Origin of the sequence: Paenibacillus antri, from assembly GCF_005765165.1 — a bacterium.
GTDB classification, from domain to species: Bacteria; Bacillota; Bacilli; order Paenibacillales; family YIM-B00363; genus Paenibacillus_AE; species Paenibacillus_AE antri.
Genome location: NZ_VCIW01000004.1, coordinates 17,868 through 36,736, shown reverse-complemented (window position 1 = coordinate 36,736; position 18,869 = coordinate 17,868). Strand labels below are relative to the sequence as shown.

12 protein-coding genes are annotated in these 18,869 nt (G+C 61.9%); 4 read left to right on the top strand and 8 right to left on the bottom strand.

Translation table 11 applies throughout. The features are described 5' to 3' along the window. Window positions 1–138: 138 nt before the first annotated feature. The gene (locus FE782_RS07975; protein WP_138193555.1) at window positions 139–1,425 is read left to right on the top strand and encodes an erythromycin esterase family protein; all 1,287 of its coding nucleotides are present in this window, start codon (window positions 139–141) and stop codon (window positions 1,423–1,425) included. A gap of 79 nt (window positions 1,426–1,504) precedes the next feature. Here the strand turns inward: FE782_RS07975 and FE782_RS07970 are convergent, their stop codons facing one another. Next, window positions 1,505–2,038, bottom strand: a complete 534-nt coding sequence (locus FE782_RS07970; protein WP_138193554.1) for a YceI family protein — start codon at window positions 2,036–2,038, stop codon at window positions 1,505–1,507. A gap of 178 nt (window positions 2,039–2,216) precedes the next feature. Between FE782_RS07970 and FE782_RS07965 the strand changes: the two genes are divergently transcribed. Next, window positions 2,217–4,481, top strand: coding sequence for a type IA DNA topoisomerase (locus FE782_RS07965; RefSeq protein WP_138193553.1), 2,265 nt, complete (start codon window positions 2,217–2,219; stop codon window positions 4,479–4,481). A gap of 23 nt (window positions 4,482–4,504) precedes the next feature. Here the strand turns inward: FE782_RS07965 and FE782_RS07960 are convergent, their stop codons facing one another. Further along, on the bottom strand, window positions 4,505–6,421 hold the full coding sequence (locus tag FE782_RS07960; protein ID WP_138193552.1) for a copper amine oxidase N-terminal domain-containing protein: 1,917 nt from the start codon (window positions 6,419–6,421) through the stop codon (window positions 4,505–4,507). Window positions 6,422–6,441: 20 nt separating this feature from the next. Next, a complete protein-coding gene (locus tag FE782_RS07955) occupies window positions 6,442–7,569 on the bottom strand; it encodes a S1C family serine protease (protein WP_238392384.1) in 1,128 nt (375 codons plus the stop codon). A 188-nt stretch (window positions 7,570–7,757) separates the two neighbouring features. Here FE782_RS07955 and FE782_RS07950 point away from each other — a divergent pair, with 188 nt between their 5' ends. Continuing rightward, window positions 7,758–8,786: a phosphatidylglycerol lysyltransferase domain-containing protein gene (locus tag FE782_RS07950; protein ID WP_158299293.1), complete on the top strand. Its 1,029-nt coding sequence runs from the start codon at window positions 7,758–7,760 to the stop codon at window positions 8,784–8,786. A 2-nt stretch (window positions 8,787–8,788) separates the two neighbouring features. Here FE782_RS07950 and add read toward each other — a convergent pair whose 3' ends face one another. Next, window positions 8,789–9,811: an adenosine deaminase gene (add, locus tag FE782_RS07945; RefSeq protein ID WP_138193550.1), complete on the bottom strand. Its 1,023-nt coding sequence runs from the start codon at window positions 9,809–9,811 to the stop codon at window positions 8,789–8,791. Between the two features lie 230 nt (window positions 9,812–10,041). Between add and FE782_RS07940 the strand changes: the two genes are divergently transcribed. Continuing rightward, window positions 10,042–10,335: a hypothetical protein gene (locus tag FE782_RS07940; RefSeq protein WP_138193549.1), complete on the top strand. Its 294-nt coding sequence runs from the start codon at window positions 10,042–10,044 to the stop codon at window positions 10,333–10,335. 99 nt (window positions 10,336–10,434) lie between these two features. Here FE782_RS07940 and FE782_RS07935 read toward each other — a convergent pair whose 3' ends face one another. The 4 genes from FE782_RS07935 to FE782_RS07920 all read right to left on the bottom strand — a co-directional run bounded on the left by FE782_RS07935 (window position 10,435) and on the right by FE782_RS07920 (window position 18,831). Beyond that, window positions 10,435–11,751, bottom strand: a complete 1,317-nt coding sequence (locus FE782_RS07935; RefSeq protein ID WP_138193548.1) for a deoxyguanosinetriphosphate triphosphohydrolase family protein — start codon at window positions 11,749–11,751, stop codon at window positions 10,435–10,437. Window positions 11,752–11,929: 178 nt separating this feature from the next. Then, window positions 11,930–12,247, bottom strand: a complete 318-nt coding sequence (locus FE782_RS07930) for a hypothetical protein (RefSeq protein WP_138193547.1) — start codon at window positions 12,245–12,247, stop codon at window positions 11,930–11,932. Window positions 12,248–12,647: 400 nt separating this feature from the next. Next, entirely contained in the window at window positions 12,648–15,941 is a 3,294-nt protein-coding gene (locus tag FE782_RS07925) for a UvrD-helicase domain-containing protein (protein ID WP_138193546.1), read from the bottom strand. Further along, window positions 15,934–18,831 (bottom strand): PD-(D/E)XK nuclease family protein, encoded by a 2,898-nt coding sequence (locus FE782_RS07920; protein WP_138193545.1) that lies wholly within the window; start codon window positions 18,829–18,831, stop codon window positions 15,934–15,936. The genes FE782_RS07925 and FE782_RS07920 overlap by 8 nt, the downstream gene beginning before the upstream one ends. Between the last annotated feature and the right edge of the window lie 38 nt (window positions 18,832–18,869).

Genomic DNA, 18,869 nt, shown 5'->3' with positions numbered 1-18,869 from the left:
TCTCTAAGCGTGTCCTAAGTATATCAGAGGGCTTTCGAGGAATTTGTAAAACGGTGTCGGCGCCAGTATTACATTTCGATGACAACCGCGGGAAAGAATACATGTGAATTCGATATCCGGAAAAGGGTGGAACCTGCGATGCTTATGCAATCGATGATCGAACAAATCAAACGAAGCGCTTCAGCGCTCCGTAGTTCGGAGGATTACGCGGCCCTCGCCCTTGCCGCCGCCGACGCCCGCTTCGCCCTGCTCGGCGAGGCGTCTCACGGGACGTCGGAATTTTACGCGGGCCGCGCCGAGATCACGAAGCGGCTGATCGAGTCGCACGGCTTTCGGTTCATCGCCGTCGAAGGCGATTGGCCGTCCTGCATGGCGTTAAACAAATACGTCAAGCGAGCGCCGGACGCGCCCGTTTCCGTTCGGGAGGCGATGCGCGCCTTCGACCGCTGGCCGTCGTGGATGTGGGCCAACGAAGAGATCGCCGAGCTCGTCGAATGGCTGCGCGCGTATAACGACAAGCTGCCAGAAGGCGACGTCAAGGTCGGCTTCTACGGCATCGACGTCTATTCCCTCTGGGAGTCGCTCGACGAGATGATCGCCTACCTGGGGAAGATCGGCTCCCCCGCGCTCGAACAAGCGCAGCGAGCCTTCGAATGCTTCGAGGCGCATCAGCGCGACGAGCAATCGTACGCCGTCTCGGCAGGGTTGTACGGCGAAGACTGCGAGGACGACGTCGTGCGGCTGCTCGCGAAGGTGCGCCGCGAACGCCATGCCGCCGCGCCCGACGCGGCGGACGGCGAAGCCTCGCTCTCCGCGGAGGTCAACGCGCTCGTGGCCGTCGACGCGGAAGCGTACTATCGCACGATGGTGCGCGGCGACGCCGAATCGTGGAACGTACGCGACCGGCATATGGTCGACGCCCTCGATCTGGTCGCGTCGTTCTACGGCCCGGATTCCCGAGGCGTCGTCTGGGAACACAACACGCATATCGGAGACGCGCGCGCCACCGATATGGCGCGCGAGGGCATGGTTAACGTCGGGCAGCTGACCCGCGAGAAATACGGCGCCGACGCCGTCTACGCCATCGGCTTCGGCACGTACCGAGGCACCGTCGTCGCAGGCTCCTCTTGGGGCGCGCAGTTGGAAATCATGACCGTTCCGCCGGGCGTGCCGGACAGCTGGGAGCATCTGCTGCACGAAGCCGGCGCCTTCGATAAATACGTGCTGTTGCGGAACGATCCGGAGCCGTTCCGAGCGACGATTCCGCACCGGGCGATCGGCGTCGTATACGACCCGAGACGGGAACGGTTCGGCAACTACGTGCCGTCCGTCATCGCGGATCGGTACGACGCCTTCGTCTTCTATGACGAGACGAAGGCGCTTCGGCCGATCGAGCCGGCCCGCGAGCCTGCGCCGGCGATGTAATCGGCGACGGTTCCTCCCTTGTACGACGACGAAACTCCGGACGCGTCGCGTCCGGAGTTTCGGTTCGTTCGCTATGAAATTAGGCTTGTTTCACCGCTTGAAGCTCGATCGATACCTTCACGTCGTCGCCGACGAGGAAGCCGCCCGTCTCGAGCGCCGCGTTCCAAGTCAACCCGTAGTCGCTCCGCTTTAAGGAGCCGTTCGCGCTGAAGCCGACCTTCTCGTTGCCCCACGGATCCTTGCCTTCGCCTTCGAACGTCACCGCGAACGTCTCGAGACGCGTCACGCCGTGCAGCGTCAGGTCGCCCGTCACGTTATACTCGCCGTCGCCCGTCTTCCGAATCGACTTCGCGACGAACGTCAGCTGCGGCTGGTTCTCGACGTCGAAGAAGTCGGCGGAGCGCAGGTGGTTGTCGCGGTCCGCGTTGTTCGTGTTCACGCTGGCCAGGTCTACGGTGAACGAAATGTTCGCCGTCGTCAAATCTTGCGGATCCGCTTCGATCAAAGCGTCGAAGCTCGTGAACGTCCCCTTCACCTTCGAAATCATCATGTGTTTAATCGAGAAGTCCACGCTGCTGTGCGTCGGGTCTACCGCCCATTTCGTCAATGCCATGTTCATCTTCCTCCTAAGAATGTATAAGTGAACTTATCTCAAATTCGTATTAATTGAATTTTATTCGAATTTGAGATGTTTTGTCAAGCGCCGTTTTCATTTTCCTTGCCTCGGAACGGTCCGAAATATGATACGATAGATTCGGACAAGATAGAGAGAGAGGATTTTGAACGCGCGTATGAAGACACTCGTCATCGCCGAGAAGCCCGACATGGGGCGGAACATCGCGGCCGCGATCGAACCGCGGGCGGCGAACAAGCGATCCTATCTCGAAGGAGAGCGTTATATTATCACTTGGGCGATCGGACATCTGATCACCCTCGCCGAGCCCGACCATTACGACGACAAGTATAAGAAGTGGAATTTGGCGCACCTGCCGATCATTCCGGAAAACTTCAAGCTCATCCCGAACGCGAAGACGAAGGATCAGCTGAACGTCATCGCCGATCTGGCGAAGCGCTGCGACCGGCTCGTCAACGCCTGCGACGCCGGGCGGGAAGGCCAACACATCTTCTCGCTCATTCAGCGCTACTTAAAGCTTACGCATCCGGTGCAGCGGCTCTGGATTTCCGATTTGACGCCGGAGACGATCCGCGCCGGCTTCGCCTCGCTCAAAGACGCCGCCGAATACGAAAATTTGACGAAAGCCGCGAAGGCGCGCAGCGAGGCGGACTGGCTGATCGGCATGAACGGCTCCCGCGCGTTCACGACGAAGCATAACGTGCTGCTGTCCGTGGGCCGGGTGCAGACGCCTGTGCTCGCGCTCGTGTACGACCGCCAGATCCAGATCGAGGCGTTCGGCGCGACGAAATATTACGAGGTGCATGCTATCTTCGAGCAAGGCGACGTTATGTATAAGGGCGTCTGGCAGGGCGAACGGCTCCACTCTCGCGAGGCCGCCGACAAGATCGCCGCGAAGACGTCGGGAAAGCCCGGCCGCATCGAAAGTTACGAAGTCAAGGATACGAAGGAATATCCGTATCGGCTATTCGATCTGACGCTGCTGCAGCGCGAGACGAACGCCAAATACGGCTTCTCCGCCAAGAAGACGCTCGATGTCGCGCAAGCGCTCTACGAGAAGCATAAGGTCATCTCGTATCCGCGGACGAATTCGAACTACGTGAACGAGCAAAACATTCCCGAGATGCATCGCGCGCTCGATGCGCTCCGCGGCACCGCGTACGACGCTCTCGTCGCCGGCGCCTCCAAGCGCTTCGTGCACAAGGGCAACCCGAACGTATGCAACCCGAGCAAGGTCGAGGATCACCATGCGATCCTGCCGACCCACAAGAGGCCTGGCACGTTGACGCCGGACGAACAGAAGGTGTACGACTTAATCGTACGCCGGTTCCTCTCTCACTTCTACCCGGCGGCCGAGTACAAGCAGCACACGGTGCTGACCGAGGTCGAGCAGGAACGGTTCAAGACGTCCGTGAAGCAGCTGCTCGATCTCGGCTGGAAGGTCGTCTATGCCGATCTGTCGCCCGACAAGAAGAAGCCGCGCGGCAAGGCGAAAGACGACGAAGAGGAAGACGAGGCGGAGACGGACGCCCCATTCTCGATCGACGCGACGGCCGGCGTGAAGAACGTAAGTTCCGAAGTGAAGGAAAAGGAAACCCAGCCTCCGAAGCCGTTCACGGAAGGTACGCTGCTGAAGGCGATGGAAAGCGCCGGAAAGCAGATCGAGGACGACGAGCTTCGCGAAGCGATGAAGGATTCAGGGCTCGGTACGCCGGCGACGCGGGCGGCCACGATCGAGCGGCTGAAGCAGGTCGAATACATCGAGATGCAAGGCAAGCGGATCGTCATTACGAAGAAAGGCCGGATGGCGATCGAGCTCATCCGCGGCGCCGGCGTCGAGCTGCTCGCCTCGCCGGAGATGACCGGGCATTGGGAGCGGCGGTTGACGGAAATTTCGCGGGGTACCGCGGCCGATGAGGCGTTCATGGCGAAAGTAAAGCAGTTCGCCGCTTTCATCGTCGACAAGGTCCGGATGTCGGCCGGTGTATCCCGCTCCGCCTTCGAGTCGGAGCGCCCCGCGCCGCGCGAGCGGAAGCCGGCCGCCGGCTCAAGCTCCGGGGCGAAGAAGCCGCGCGCGGCTTCGCCGAAGACCGCCAAAGCCGGCTCGTCGGCTTCGCCCGCGGGGACGGCGACCGCAACGGTCGCGGCGCCTTCCGCGATCGGCGTTTGCCCGCGGGACGGCTGCGGCGGAACGATCTTTATGGGCCGCAAGGGGTACGGCTGCAGCCATTATAAGACGGGCTGTACCTTCGTCATTTGGAAGGAGAGCTTCGGACGGACGCTTACCGACGCGATGGTCCGCTCCCTGATCGAAAAGGGCCGTACGAGCAAGCTAAAATGGAAAGACGAGCGCGGCGAACCGATCGAAGCGCGCATCGTATTGAAAAATTCAAAAACCGGCGAGTTGGAGCTTGAATCGTAAGCTCCTTCTCGCCGGTTTTCTATTTACTCGAACGTCAACGAATCGATCGCGTCTTTCATCCGCTTGATATTCTCGGGCGTTCTCGAGCTTTGGAATTCTTCGGCCCGAATCGTATAGACGACCTTGTTTTTCTCGAGCACGTACGTCGTCGAGACAAGCGAGCCCTCGGCTCCGCCGCCCGAGCGCACGACGATCTTCTTCGCCGGGACGCCCTTGAACGTCGTCTCGACATTTTCCACGATCTTCATCGTGCTGTCGAACTCCATGCCGAATTCCAGATAGTCTTCTTCGGATACGACGGCATCCTTGAAGGTCGTCGCGTCGTCGGCTTCGATCGTCAGCGAACCGCCGCGATATTCATACGTATAGCTCTCGTCGGAGTTGTAATAGCCCTCCGTCCAGAACGCCGGCACGACGAGCGAGTAACCGTACGCCTCGTTGACGATCTCCATCGTTTCGTCCATGTCGATGCCGTACGCGTCGTCCAAATACCCGAAGTTGTCTTCCGCGACGCTCTCGTCGATGCGAATGGACTCGATGATACGTTCGATCGTCGGGCGATTTTCGTCTCGATTGTCTTTGCCGTAAAAGAACGAGAAATTGTATTTATACCCGCCTTTGATGACGTAGACGTCGTATGTATCGGTCCAATCGGGGCTCTCGTCCGCCCGCTCGGACCATAACCGAACCAGAGCGCGCGCGCCGTCGACTTTCGTATCCGGCAGCTTTCCGATTTCCCGATACGCCGGCAGCAGCTCTTGCGCGAACCGCTTCTCATGACGCTGCGCCCATGCTTCGAGCGTGTCGCCCTTCTCCAACGAGTTCATCGTAAAATACAGGCTTAGATCGCCTTCGGCCGCATAGAAGTTCAGGCCGGTCGTATCGCTCGTCGCCGTCCAGCTGGCCGGAAGCTCCATCGAAATGCCGTAGACGTTATCCGTATGCTGAATGTACCCGTCCTTCACGGAGGATACGTCCTTCGTTTCGTCGTCGGACGCGTCGAACGTAACCTCGAAGCTGTCGATTAAATCCTGATACACGCGCATCTTCGCCTGGTTCTTATAGTTCGCCTCGTCGTACGCCTCGAAGCCGTACCAATACAACACGCCGTCCTTCAAGTAGAGACGGTTTTCCAAATAAGAGCCTGCGGACGACCGGGATACGACCTTCGCATAAGGAACCGGGCCGCTCTGTACCAGCTGCTTGTCCAGGATCGTCCCGTCATAGACCGATTCGGTCAACGCGGAAAGCAAGCCGCTCGCCTTCATCTTCGGCTGCGTCGTATCCACTTCGATATCGATGCCGTACTCCCCGTTCGCGTCGGAGAAATAAATCCATTCGCCGTTCAGCGCTTGGAAATCTTGAACGAGGCCGGACGGGTAATTCATCGTCCAGCCCCAATGGCTGTCCCCGATCTTCGTCTTGCCTTCGTCGCCGTCGATGACCGGCGCCCCTTCGGACGGAGTCGCCCCTTCCGCCAAGCTGCCGCTGATCATGATCGACTGCACGCCGCCTTCGTCCTGGAAGCTTACCTCCGCGCCGAACGTCTCGGAGATGAACCGCACCGGCACCATCGTCGTGCCGTCGATCAGCTTCGGCGCGCTCGGGACGTTCCGCTTCTCGCCGTTCACCGTCGAGACGACGCTGTCGATCGTCAGCTCGATCGTCTTGCCGCCGTACGTCAAGACGATGCCTTGCGTATCCGGAAGCCATTGCGGATCGGAGGCGAACGCCGCCGAGATGACGCGAAGCGGCACCAACGTGGAGTTATTGACGATGACGGGCGGTTTCACGGGCAGCGACTGCCCCCCTACGACCGCTTCGGCTTTGCCGATCGTCAATTTTACTTCAACTTTGTCGGCTTCGGCCGCTTGGACTCCGGCGCCGATCGAACACGCGAGGGCTGCGACCGCCGCGCTTGAAATGAGTTTCTTCTTCATGATTCTGAATCCTCCGCCGCTTAGGGTTGGTCTTGCAAGGGGATCGTACGCTGCACGATATCGCCGCCCGAAAGCATCGTTACCGTCACTTTCGCTCCAGGCATATACGACTTCAACTTCTCGTTCAAGTCGACCTTCGTGACGACCTTCGACTGATCGATCGAATACAAGGCGTCGCCCTTCTTCACGCCGGCTTTCGCCGCCGGAGACGCCGGATCGACATAGGTGACGGTCATCGGCTTGCTCGTCGACAGGCCGACGACCGCTTCCCAGCTCTCTTCGAGCTCGAACCCGACGTACGCCCGTTTCACGATGCCGTATTTCTTCAAATGATCGACGATGTAAGCGACCGTGTTCGCCGGGATCGAGAATCCCGTATTATCGACGGACACGTCGACGAACTTCAGCGTATTGATGCCGACGACCTCGCCGCTCGCATTGAGCAGCGGTCCGCCGCTGTTGCCCGGATTGATCGCCGCGTCCGTCTGCAGCAGCCGGTACGTCGAGTTCACCGAGCGGTTGACGCCGCTGATGACGCCGACGGTCGCCGAGTTGCGCAGCGAGAAATTCACCGGCGTGCCGATCGCGATCGCCGTCTCCCCGGGACGCACCCGATCGCTGTCCGCGAACGACGCCGGCGCGAGCCCCGTCGCCGATACCTTCAACAGCGCAAGGTCGCTGGCGGCGTCCTTGAACACCTTCGTCGGCTTATACTGTTTCTCGTCGTGCGCTAGGACGATGATTTCCTTCATGCTCTCGATGACATGCGCGTTCGTTACGATCCATCCGTCCGCCGAGACGATGACCCCCGAGCCGTGCGTTAACGCGAATCGGTCGTTCGACCGCAGCGCATTGGAATCCGGCTTGCCGATTATCGCGACGACGGAAGGCCCCGCCTTTTCGATCAGATCGGCGACTTTCTCCCCTGGCTCGTATCGATACGTCTTCGTCGCGGCATCGTACGTCCCCGCGCCTCCGAGCGCGTTCGTCAGACTGCTCGCCTTCACGTACACCTCGCCGTCGATCGTTCGGGCCGGCAGCGAGACGACTCCGCCCGCGGTCCCGGCGGCGATCGCTTGCGCGGCCGCGAACGCGCAGACGCCGACGCCGATCGCCGCGACCCATGCTATGGTCCTCTTCCTCCTCAACCTATCCCGCCTCTACTAAATAGACATAATGCACTAAACGTATCACGATTGCTAGATTCAGACAATAAGAAGACGCGCGAATGTTTTGCTTCGTTTCGAACTCAGGTTCACGGTCCTATATCGAAAGAATCATGTTATGATATCGAAGTACAACAACGACCTACTCGACGATGGAGGAACCCTCGGCTATGAGCGCATCGACATCCCCTTACACCCCTCATCCGTCCGAGCGCACCGGCGCCGCGATCGGAAACAGCGTATCCCATTTACTCTATCAGGAAGACAAGCGGCGATTCTGGTCCGCCGACCGTTCCGCTTATTTGCTCTATTCTTCTATCGCCGGAAAGATAGTCGTCTTAGGAGACCCCGTCGGAACGGAGACGGACGGGAGAACCGCGTTGACGGAATTTCTGTCATCGGGCAAGGCATCCAGGCGCGATTACGTATTCTACCGGATGGGACCGCGGTACGCGGCTTGGCTGGAACGTTGCGGGTTCCGTACGATGAAAACGGGCGAAGAAGCTTCCGTGGCGCTGACCGGCTTCCATACGACCGGGAAAAGCTGGATCAAGCTTCGAACCAAAATCCATAAAATCGAACGCGAGGGCTATCGATGCGAGATATTGCTCCCGCCGCATGCCGACGCATTGATTTCCGAAGTCGAATCGGTATCCGACGCGTGGCTGGGAGGGAAACGGGAGAAATCGTTTTCCGTGGGGAGTTATTGCGGAACGTACGTCGCGGCGCATCCGATCGCGACGCTTCGTTCGCGCGGAGGCGAACTGCTCGCCTTCGTCACGTTGGCAGCGTTCGAACGTCCGGAGGGAGAGCGGGGCCTCGCCATCGATCTCATGCGGTATCGGGAAGGCAGCCCTTCGGGCGGGATGGAGGCGCTGTTCGTACGCATTCTGACTTGGGGACAAGCTTCCGGGTACGCCGAGTGCAGTCTCGGCGCGTCGCCTTTGGCGAACGCATGCGACGGTCGACCTTGGCTCAACCTTGTTCGCCGGATCGCGTCGCGCTATTACAACTTCGAAGGACTACAACGCTTTAAGGCGAAATTCCGGCCGCAGTGGGAAGATCGGTATGTGGCGTATTCGAGCGGGTCGGCGTTCATCGCGCTCGCGCTCGTCGCGCTGCTCGTGCATCGGCGGCGCCGAAACCGTTCGGCTTCGCAGGAAATATCCGGGACGGCCGCGGCGCAATCGACGCATTGAGATTACGCGATGCCGAGCCGCTCGAACTCCGATGCCATGGATGCGCGCAGCGCTTTCTTCTCCGCATCCGGCAGGAACGCGGCGTCGACGCCGTTCAATACGAGCCGCTTCAGCTCTTGCGGGCGGAAGGCGAAATGCTCCTGCAGCATCGCGTATTCCTTACCCAGATTCGTATCCGAAACCGTCAGATTGTCCGTGTTGACGGTCACCATCAGCTCTTGATCGAAATAGTCCCGAATCGGATAAGCGGACCAGCCCGGCGACGCTTTCGTTTGGATATTGCTGACGGGGCACATCTCAAGCGGAATGCGGCGTTCGCGAACGAGCCGGTACGCGTCGGCGTCCTCCTGCAGGCGGACGCCGTGTCCGATCCGCGAGGCGCCCAGCTTCGTCACCGCGTCGTAGATGTTCTTCGGCCCCGCCGCTTCGCCGGCGTGAATCGTGATCGGGATGTCGCGGCGCCGCGCGTGCCGGAAGACGTCCGCGAACCTCTCCGCGGGGAAGCTCGCTTCGTCGCCGGCAAGGTCGACGGCGACGATTCCTTTTCCTAAGTATTCGGAAGCGGCCGTGATCACCTCTCGGTTCAACGCGTCCGAGTGGGATCTGAGACACGCGGCGATGCCCCGCGCCTTCACCCCGAACGCCTCCTCTCCGCGCCGCAGCCCCTCGATCACGGCATGGATAACCTCCTCGGCGGACAACCCTCGTCCCCGATGCAATTGCGGCCCGAAGCGCACCTCGATATATTTGCAATTTTGCTCGGAGGCTTGCTCGACCAGCTCGTACGCGATGCGCTCCAAGGCGTACGAAGTATGCAGAAATCGCCCGACGAACAGAAACTTGCCGAGATATTCCTTGAGGCTGGCGCATTCTCCCTTGACCTGCATCAGCGAGGAGATCGTCTCCTTGTCGGCGCCGGGCAGCTCGACTCCCTCCTCGCTCGCCAGATCGACGATCGTCTCCGGTTTGACGCTTCCGTCCAGATGCAGATGCAAATCCACCTTCGGCAGCTTCGTAATGTCCATGGCACCCCACGTCCTCTCTCGCCTCGAATGTATTTTTACTACTATATTCAAAAGCGTTTCCGATGTAAATATTTATGACAGGTATTTTTCGCGAAACTAGTCGGACTCGAATTTTATGTCAATTTTAATTACATATAACTTCCGCGCATTCCGCCTTCGACCCGATTGGCATCTCCGTTGTCCGACTGGTATGATAAGAACAACTCCCTGCAGAACGGAGGCGACCCGACGTGGGCGTCAAATTCAACCGAGAATACAAAGACATCGTCACCGATCTGGCGAACGCCATCGGAACGATCGACGACAGCTACGAAGCATTCGAGATGGATGCGGACGATTGGTCCGCTTTGGCATCGGCCGAGCAGGCCGAATTTATGCGCACGTTGGCCGACGACATCTTCTACGGGCTCGGTTCGATGCCGAAGCTGTCGATCGGTTCCGGCACCATCGAATACGACCCGGCCAATCACGTCTTGAAGGTGCACTCGCACGAGAACGTCGTACATGTCATCCAGTTGATTTAAATCGGCTTTCGCTTTCGCCTTTCTTTCCACATACGCGAAGAAGGACGTATCCTTCGACCCGTCGCGATGCGACGCCGAAGCGATACGTCCTTCCGTCCGTTAATCCCGCTCGTAGATCGAGCCCGTGCGGCTCGCGTACAGCTCCGAATATACCTTCTCCGCGTACGCGTCGGTCATGCCGGCGATATAGTCGGCCACCATGCGCTCCCACGGCCACTTGCTCTTGTGCTGCCGATAGCTTTCGATCCAGTCCGGCGGCAGGATGAGCTTCCCCGTCTCTACATCGCTGAAGCTGTCCCACAGCCGGCGGACGATAATCTCGTTGCGCTTCTGCAGACGCTGCACGCGCACGTCCTTGATCATCGTTACCCAAGCGAGCTTCTTTAAAATTTCCATCGTGCGCAGCAGATCCAGATCCTCCTGCCCGTCCCTCACGAACGTTACGCGCTTCCAGCCGATGTTCGGATCGTCGATGATCCCGACCTGATTCGCGAACTTGCCGACCCAACGCGCCTTGATCTCGCGCCGCGCCCGAGACGCTTCTCTGCCGCACTGCGCGTAGATCGCTTCCCACTGCCGGCAGTAATCGGCGAGCACGCGCCGCACCATCGACTTCCGGTCGACCTCGTCCCAGCGCACTTCGCTGTTGCCCGCATCGTCCACGATTTCCTGCACGACGTTGTCGACGAGCCGCTCGTCTTCGAAGAAATTCGGATTCAACTGAATCTTCCCCGCGCGCATCCCGTCCTCGATATCGTGCGTGGAATACGCGATATCGTCGCACAAGTCCATCAGCTGCGCTTCGAGCGTCGCCCGACGTTCGGGCATGCCCCAGACGTCGCGCAGATGCTTAATGCCTTCCCATTCCATGCCGTATACGCCTTTAAGCCGGCCCGGTTCCTCGATCGACACCGGATATTTGTTGATCGCCAGCAGCACCGCCGCCGTCAAGTCGAGGCCTCGCTCGCTGCCCGCGCGCTTCTCGAGAAACATGAGGATGCGGAAGTTTTGCGCGTTGCCTTCGTACGCCATGCCGTACCGTTCCCGCAGGATGAGATTCAGAATTTCCTCGCCCTTGTGGCCGAACGGCGGATGGCCGAAATCATGCGCCAACGCGGCGCATTCCACGACCTCCGGGTCCATCATGAGCCCAGGGTGCTCCTTCCTCGACAAGAACGATTCCGTCTTGTCGAGCCTGCGGGCCACCTCCCGAGCGATCTGCGACACCTCGAGCGAATGCGTCAATCTCGTGCGGTAATAGTCTCCCGAACCGGCGCCGAACACTTGCGACTTTCCTTGAAGCCTGCGGAACGCGGGCGATTGAATCAGCCTTGCGTAATCCTTCTCGTATTCGTCCCGGTCCTCGCTGGACAAGGCGTTCTCTGTATCGAATAGACGAAGCTTGCGAATATTCATTCCGCATTCCCCCGATGATGTTCCCTGCTATACGGTATGTGCTCGCGAAGAGGGAGGTTCCTGACTAGATGTAAATCCAGTGTGACCTATTATAACACGCCGGACCGAACTCGGAAAATGAACAAAAGAAAACCCACGCCTCCGGCGCGTACCCGGTGAACGTGGGTTCCAGTCAAGCTTATCGTTCCGCGGCCGCCGCATTCCGCAGCCGGCGCTCCGGCTGCCGTTCCGATCGGTCCCATCGGGACACGCTCACGGCGTGGAACACGCCGACGCAGTCGGTCAGCGCGACGATGTCCGCTTGCGCCTCGTACCGCCAGTACGCGTCAAGCGCGTACAGCGCCGGCCTTCCCTGCCACTGGACGCTCGCGAAGCCGTCGCCTTCCGCGCAAGACTGAAGACGGGCCTGAACCTCCTCGCGTCCTTGCTCGTTCGCGTTCGTGCCCTCCCGACCCGCGAATGCCGCATACGCCTGTTCCGTCAGATGAATGTTCATTTCGTGTCGCTCCCTCTCTCGTTATGCTTCGTTACTAGAATTGTAGTGGAGGGTAACGACAACGGGTTGTCATGGAACATGTGTTCGCATAACCTTCGGTTGCCCCATGCTTGACGGCCCGCTGCAGTCGGAGTTTCTCCGACTACTCGCCGACCCCGAGCCTCGCGGCCGGCTGCAGTCGGAGTTTCTCCGACTATTCGCCGACCCCGGGCCTAACAGCAGGCCGCAGTCGGAGTTTCTCCGACTATTCGCAGACCCCGTGCCCCACGGCAGGCTGTAGTCGGAGTTTCTCCGACTATTCGCCGACCCCGGGCCTAACAGCAGGCCGCAGTCGGAGTTTTTCCGACTACTCGCCGACCCCGGGCCTAACAGCAGGCTGCAGTCGGAGTTTCTCCGGCATCTAGCCTGCTTCCGGCCCGGACTGAGCGGCGATCGGCGCCGTCCGCACGTAGCGGTTGGTGTGAAGAAACAGCAGTCCGGTTTCTTTCACAACCGCGCCGGTCAGCCGTCTCCAATAGTCCGCGTAGGCTTCCACCTGCGGCGCATAGAACGCCGCGAACGCCGCCTCGTCCTCCACCGCCATGCCGTCCGTCTTGAAGTCAACGATCACCCACCCGCCGTCGTCCTCCTCGAAGACGAGGTCGATCACCCCGTTCACGATGCGGTCCTTCCCGTCTTCGCGAGCCGCGGCGGTAAACGTGAACTCGTGATAGCGGCGCGCAGCTAACTCGACGCGGCGCCACAAATCGCTCGCCAACACGGCGTCGACCATCGCGAGCGCCTCGGCCGCGTACGCAACGTCGAGCGCCTCCTCCGCCGACGCGACGCGCACGAACGCGTCCAACTCGTCTCGCGACAAGCCGTTGCCGACGGCCTCCAGCGCGCGATGCACGACGGTGCCGAACGCCGCGCCGCGTCCCGCGGTCGGCCGAGGCGGCGTCGCTTCGGCCGCGCCCCCCTTCGCCAGCGACGTGACGCTAGCGACGGCGTACGACGGCGCGGACGCCTTCGCGTGCGCCTCGCGCCATGCGCGCAGCGCCTCCTCCGCGTCGAACGGACCGTCCCAACGCTCTCTCGGCAGCTCTCCGCGCTGCACGTCGTCCAGCTCCGGCTGACCCTCCAACGCCGGCGCGAGATGGCTCCACGGATCGATCGCCGGCTTATAAGGATAACGGCTGACGATCGTCAGCTGCTTCGCCCGCGTCGCCGCAACGTAGAGCAGCCGATCGCGTTCGGCGTGCATATACAAGCGCTCCTTCTCGGCGACCTCGGGCCAACCGATCGGCTGCGCGACGACCTCCGTCTGAAACTCCTTCCGCCGCGTAATGGCGAAATATCCGGCGGCCGGCTCCTGCATCCGGTCGATATGCTCGGTCGCGTCGCGGTCCGAATCGCCGCACGGACACGCCAGGAAGACGATCGGCGCCTCCAGCCCCTTCGCCTTATGCAAATTCATAATGCGAACCGCCCGGCCGGTCCCCGCGAAGAGGGAGGCGCCTTCCAGTCCGTTCGCATCGGCGATCTCGCCGAGCAGCCGGGTCAAGGCGCCCCAGTCGGACGCCGCCTCCGGATGACCGGCGATCGTCTCGTACAGCTTCGCAAGCGTACCTGCTCGAATGCTGCCCGAAGGCGACCCGGCGGCGAACGGCAATAGACCGAGCCGCTCCGTCAGCCGCAGGAACGCGCTAAGCGCGGGCTCTTTGCGGACGATGCCCAGCATCGTCCGCAGCGCGGCCAACGCCTCCCGGACCGGCGCTCCGGTAGGAGAGCTCTGATTCGAGCCGTCGGGTCCACCCCCATCTCCATCCGCCCCCCCGTACAACGAGATCCGTCCGACCTCCATCGTATATGCATACAACGCTTCGTCGCTGACGCCGAACAACGGGCCGCGAAGCGTCGCGAGCAGCGGCACCCGATCCGACGGATCATGGAGGCAAGCCGCCAGCATGCGCAACGCGCGAAGCTCGTCATACAACACTTGGCTGCCGGAGGTGTCGGAAGGAATGCCGTACGCTTCGAGCCGCTCCGCATACAAACCGATAAACTCGCGATACTTCAGGAGCACAAGGAAGTCGTCGGGGCGGGCGGGCCGCGTCGCCTCCTTGCCGCCTTCCCGCTCCGCCACCCGAAGATTGCCGTCGCACGCCCAAGAAATCCAACGCGCGACCCGGTCCGCGTCCTCCGAGGCGATGTCCGCCTTCCGGTCGTACTCGGCCTTGGGCGACGTCAACGTAAATACGCCGTGCCGAAGCCCCTTCCCCGTCGGATTGGCGCGCGTCGTCAGCATCCGGACGAAGTCCGCCTGCGTATCGTCCGACTTGCCGGGCGGCATGAACTTCCCTTCGAACGCGTAGTTGACGAAATCGCCGACCGAACGGACCGATCGGAAATTCCGAGTGAGCTGCAAGACGGCGCCGCATTGTCCCATGATTCGCTTCACGAGATTATACGTGGAAATATCCGCGCGGCGGAACCGATAGATCGACTGCTTCGGATCGCCGACGATGAACAGCGCTCCGGGCTTGGGACGCTGCTTTCGCCACTCGTCGACATCCGGGTCCGCTCCGGTGAGCAGCAGCATCATCTCCGCCTGCACCGGATCGGTATCTTGGAATTCGTCCACGAACAGACGGGCGTACCGCGAGGAGAAGTAACGACGCACCTCCCGCCGCTCGCGAAGCATCGTCGTCGCCTTCATCAACAGGTCTTGGAACGACAACGCGCCTTCCTGCAACCGTCGCTCCCGCGCATAGGCCACCGCCGGCAGCACGAAACGAACGACCTGCGGGTGCAAGAACTCCTTCCACGATCTTAGAAAAGGAAGCAGCACGTCGGCCCGCCACTCCGCGAACCGCTCCTTGAGCGCCTTCGCCGTCTTCGGGTCCGGCCAACGCTTCTGCGTGACGCCGAGCGCCTTGTCGAACGTCGTAGCCAACGCCAACAACGTCAAGTCGTCTTCGACGTCCCGGCTGCGCCGGAACGCTGCGGCGGCGCGCAGCGCCTGCTGCAGCGCATCCCACCCGCCCTCCGGACGGTTCGTCGGCAGCGCGCGTACGGCTTCGTCGATCAGCGGCAGCAGCGACAGCCGAAGGCGGTCGAAATCGGGCCGCGGCGCGTCCTCCGTGAACACATCGACGTCTTCGTACATCGCGACGCACAAATACACGGCGCGTAAGTCTTCGACATGCACGCCTAACCCCGCCAAAGCGTCGATCGCGGATTCGTTCCTCTCCCGCAGCTCAAGCAAGTAATCGTCCCAATACAGCTGCAGACGCTCCCGGCTTTCCGTTTCGTCCATCTCCGCGAATTCGGGGTCGAGGCCTGCCTCCATCGGCCGTTCCCGGAGCAGCCTGCCGCAGAAAGCATGGATCGTGCCGACGAACCCCTCGGGGATCTGGCGCAGCGCGAGCGACAACCGCTCCCGCGTCGTCTCGTCCTCGGCGTCCCGAAGCCGCTGCTCGAGCTTCATCCGGAATCGGCCGCGCAGCTCGGCGGCCGCCTTATTCGTGAACGTAATCGCGGCCATTCGCCGCACCTCGGCTTTGCCGGATTCGACAAGCGCGATCATTCGGGCGACGAGCGACGTCGTCTTCCCCGAACCGGCCCCGGCTTCTACCAGGAAGGACGTATCCAAGTCGGCCGCGATGCGCCGACGCGCCTCCGCGTCCGCGGCGATCAACGTAACGTCAGACACTGCCGTTCACCTCCAACAATGGCGCGAGTCGATCCCGATTTTCCGGGAACGCGCGCGCATGCTTCTTCCATTCGGCATGCGAACCGCAGACGGCCGCATAGTCGCATCGACGGCATAATTCGGGCTTATCGGTCGGCGGAAACAGCCCTCCGCGGATCGCCTCCAGCGTCCGACGCAGCAAAGCCACGGTGTCGTCGCGGCGCCCTTCCTGAGGCCGGGACACCTCCTCGCCTAAGCCGCGCTCGGTCGGAAACGCGTACGCCGCTTCCGTCACGCGCGCTTCCGGGTCCGCCCCGGTCCGCCGCAGCCACTGCTCGACGGCTAAGGCGTACAGCGCGTGCTGAATTTGCGTGCCGCCGGCGTAGAAAGCTCCCTCGTCGTAATACTTCGGCTGTCCCGTCTTGTAATCGATGATCTTGTACCGGTGGTCGCCGACCTCGTCGATCCGGTCCACGTAGCCGCGCAACGAAAGCCGGAACCCGTCCGCCAACTCCAATGCGAACGATCCTTCGTCCTTGTGCAGCTCCAACTCGAACCAGCGCGGCTTCGACTCGCGCCTCGATTCCATCCGCCAAAACACGGCTACGTCCTTCCGGACGGCATCGCATTCTTTCGCGTAGATATGCGGGCTGGGCGGCGGCACCCGAGCGGCCGCCTCCAGCAGCTTCCGTTCGCAGATGCCCTCTAACCTGCCTCGGTCGTGCCCCCCTTGCTTCGCCGTCTCGCTCATATATTCGCAGAAGATGTCATGCAGCAGCTGCCCTCGCTGCATCGCGTCGAGCCAGCGCGTCCGATCGTATTCGACGATTTCTTTCGGCCGGACGCCTAACACTTCCTGATAAAAAAACAGCAACGGACACTTCGCGTACGTCTCCAACTTACTGGCGCTGAACGATCGGATCGGAGATGCGCCGTCAGCCCCATCTCCCTCCGCGGCGGCTTGCGCAAGCGAAGGCACGAGCCCGTCGTACGGACCGACGATAGGTTCCTTGCGAGCGGCGACCGCGGCCGCGCCGGCCGCCAGCGATGGAAACAGACGGAACACCTCCGCCGCGCCGTCTCTCAGCATCCGGTCCGGCGTCTGCAGCGCTCGCGTCATCCCGTCCTCGAGATCCGCCGCGAAGCCGCCGGCGCCGACCCACCCCGACGGTTCGCCGATCGCGGCGTCCAACGTCTCGAAGTCGGCTTCCGGCTCCCCGCGAGCCGCGCGGTACAGCTGCAGCAGCTCGTAAGCCGGGCTCGATTCGGCGTCCTCGGCTAGACGCAGACTGCTGTATCCGAAGACGACGCGGCCGCGGATGGAGCCGAGCCGGCGGCCGCGCGCCTCTCTCTCCCGCAAGGCGCGGCTGCCCGACGTCTCGAGCGCGTCGGACAATCGAGCGCGCTCGTCGTCGAGCAGCACGGGATCTTGACGAACCGACGCCGACCAATGCTCCTCGCTCATGCCGAGCGCGATCGAGAATCGTCTCCCGGAGAGGCCGCCCTGCTCGATCGAAGCGACGTGAAGCTTGCCGGGCTGCGGCGACGAATCCGCCTCCACTGCGCAACCTGTAAGCCGCCGGCGGACGACGGCCAAGGCGTCCGCCGCCCCGATGCGATCCGCGGCCCATCGCCCGAGCTGCTCGCGCAGCTCCGCGACGGCCGCGACGACGCTCGCGTCCGCGGCGGCGGCCGGCGGCCGGCAATCGGCGAGGAAGGCGGCCAATCCGTCGGCGACGTCCGCCGCGGACCAATCGCTCGCCTTCGCCGGCACCGGCAGCAGCCACCTCCGAATCAAGCGATCGAGCCATTCGGCCGCGACGCGGTCCGTATCCCGTTCATATGGATTCGAGGTCAGCAGGACGTATCGTTCCCGCCCCCAACCGATGCCGGACGATTCCAACAGCCGAATCGCGTCGGAACGCCGGAACTCGGCGTCCTCGGGCGGCCGCACGCCGCCAAGCTTCATCGCGCCAGCGAGCGCGTCCGCCCGGTAACCGGACGCCAACCAATCCAAGTAGCCCAGCGCCGCCTTCCCGAGCTCGGAATATCCGATCGGCAAGCCTCCGGCGAACGTCGCGGGGATGTCGAATCGGCGGCAAAGCCCGTATAAAGCCGGTACGTACCCCGCATAGTCGGACAGCAGCAGCTCGCAATCGTCCCATGGAACGCCGCTCGCCGCCGCTCGCCGCAACGCTTCCTTCGATTCCGCAAGCGGACCGAGCGCCCGAAACCAATCGACGGCGTCGATGGGGAAGTCGGATTCCGGCGCGAGGAAGTCCGGCTCCGGCTCAATGCGCAGCGCCCCGCGATCCCCGGCAAGCCGTTCCAGCATGGCGCGTCCGACCTCCGACAACCGAACGCCGCCGTCCAAAAGGAACAAGGTCGCCGCGTCGGTCCGCGCCGGAGCCGCCAAGCGGCTCAAGCCCGCGAAGTCGACGATACGGTGCTGCGCCAGCGACTGTTCGTAGGCGGAATACAACCCGCGAATGTATTCGCCCTTCGCCCGTTGCTCGAACGCCTCGATTGCAATGTCTTCGGAGGATACTCCCGCTTCCCGAAGCTCCGTTAGAGCGCGATGGAACCGGTCCGCGACTCCCGGCGCGACGAGCGCCGGCGGCACATAGCCGCTCCAAGACGCCGTCGCCACCGACCGCATGAGCGAGAAGACGATCCAATACGTCTCCCCGCGAGAAGCGTAGGTTAAGCCGCCTGCCGCCAGCGCCGGCAGCGCCCGCGACCGGGCGAGCCCTTCGATCGTCGCGATCTCCAAGTTCGTCACCGACCCGAGCTCTCTAGCCATTCGCTGTACCGTCTGGTGACCGGCCGCGTAGCTGTCGACGACCCAAATTTTCTTCGCGAGCGGACTCGCTTCCACGATTTCATATAACCGGCGCAGCGCGATCGTCATGAGGGTTCGCTCCTTTACCAACCTGCGTATAACCTTAC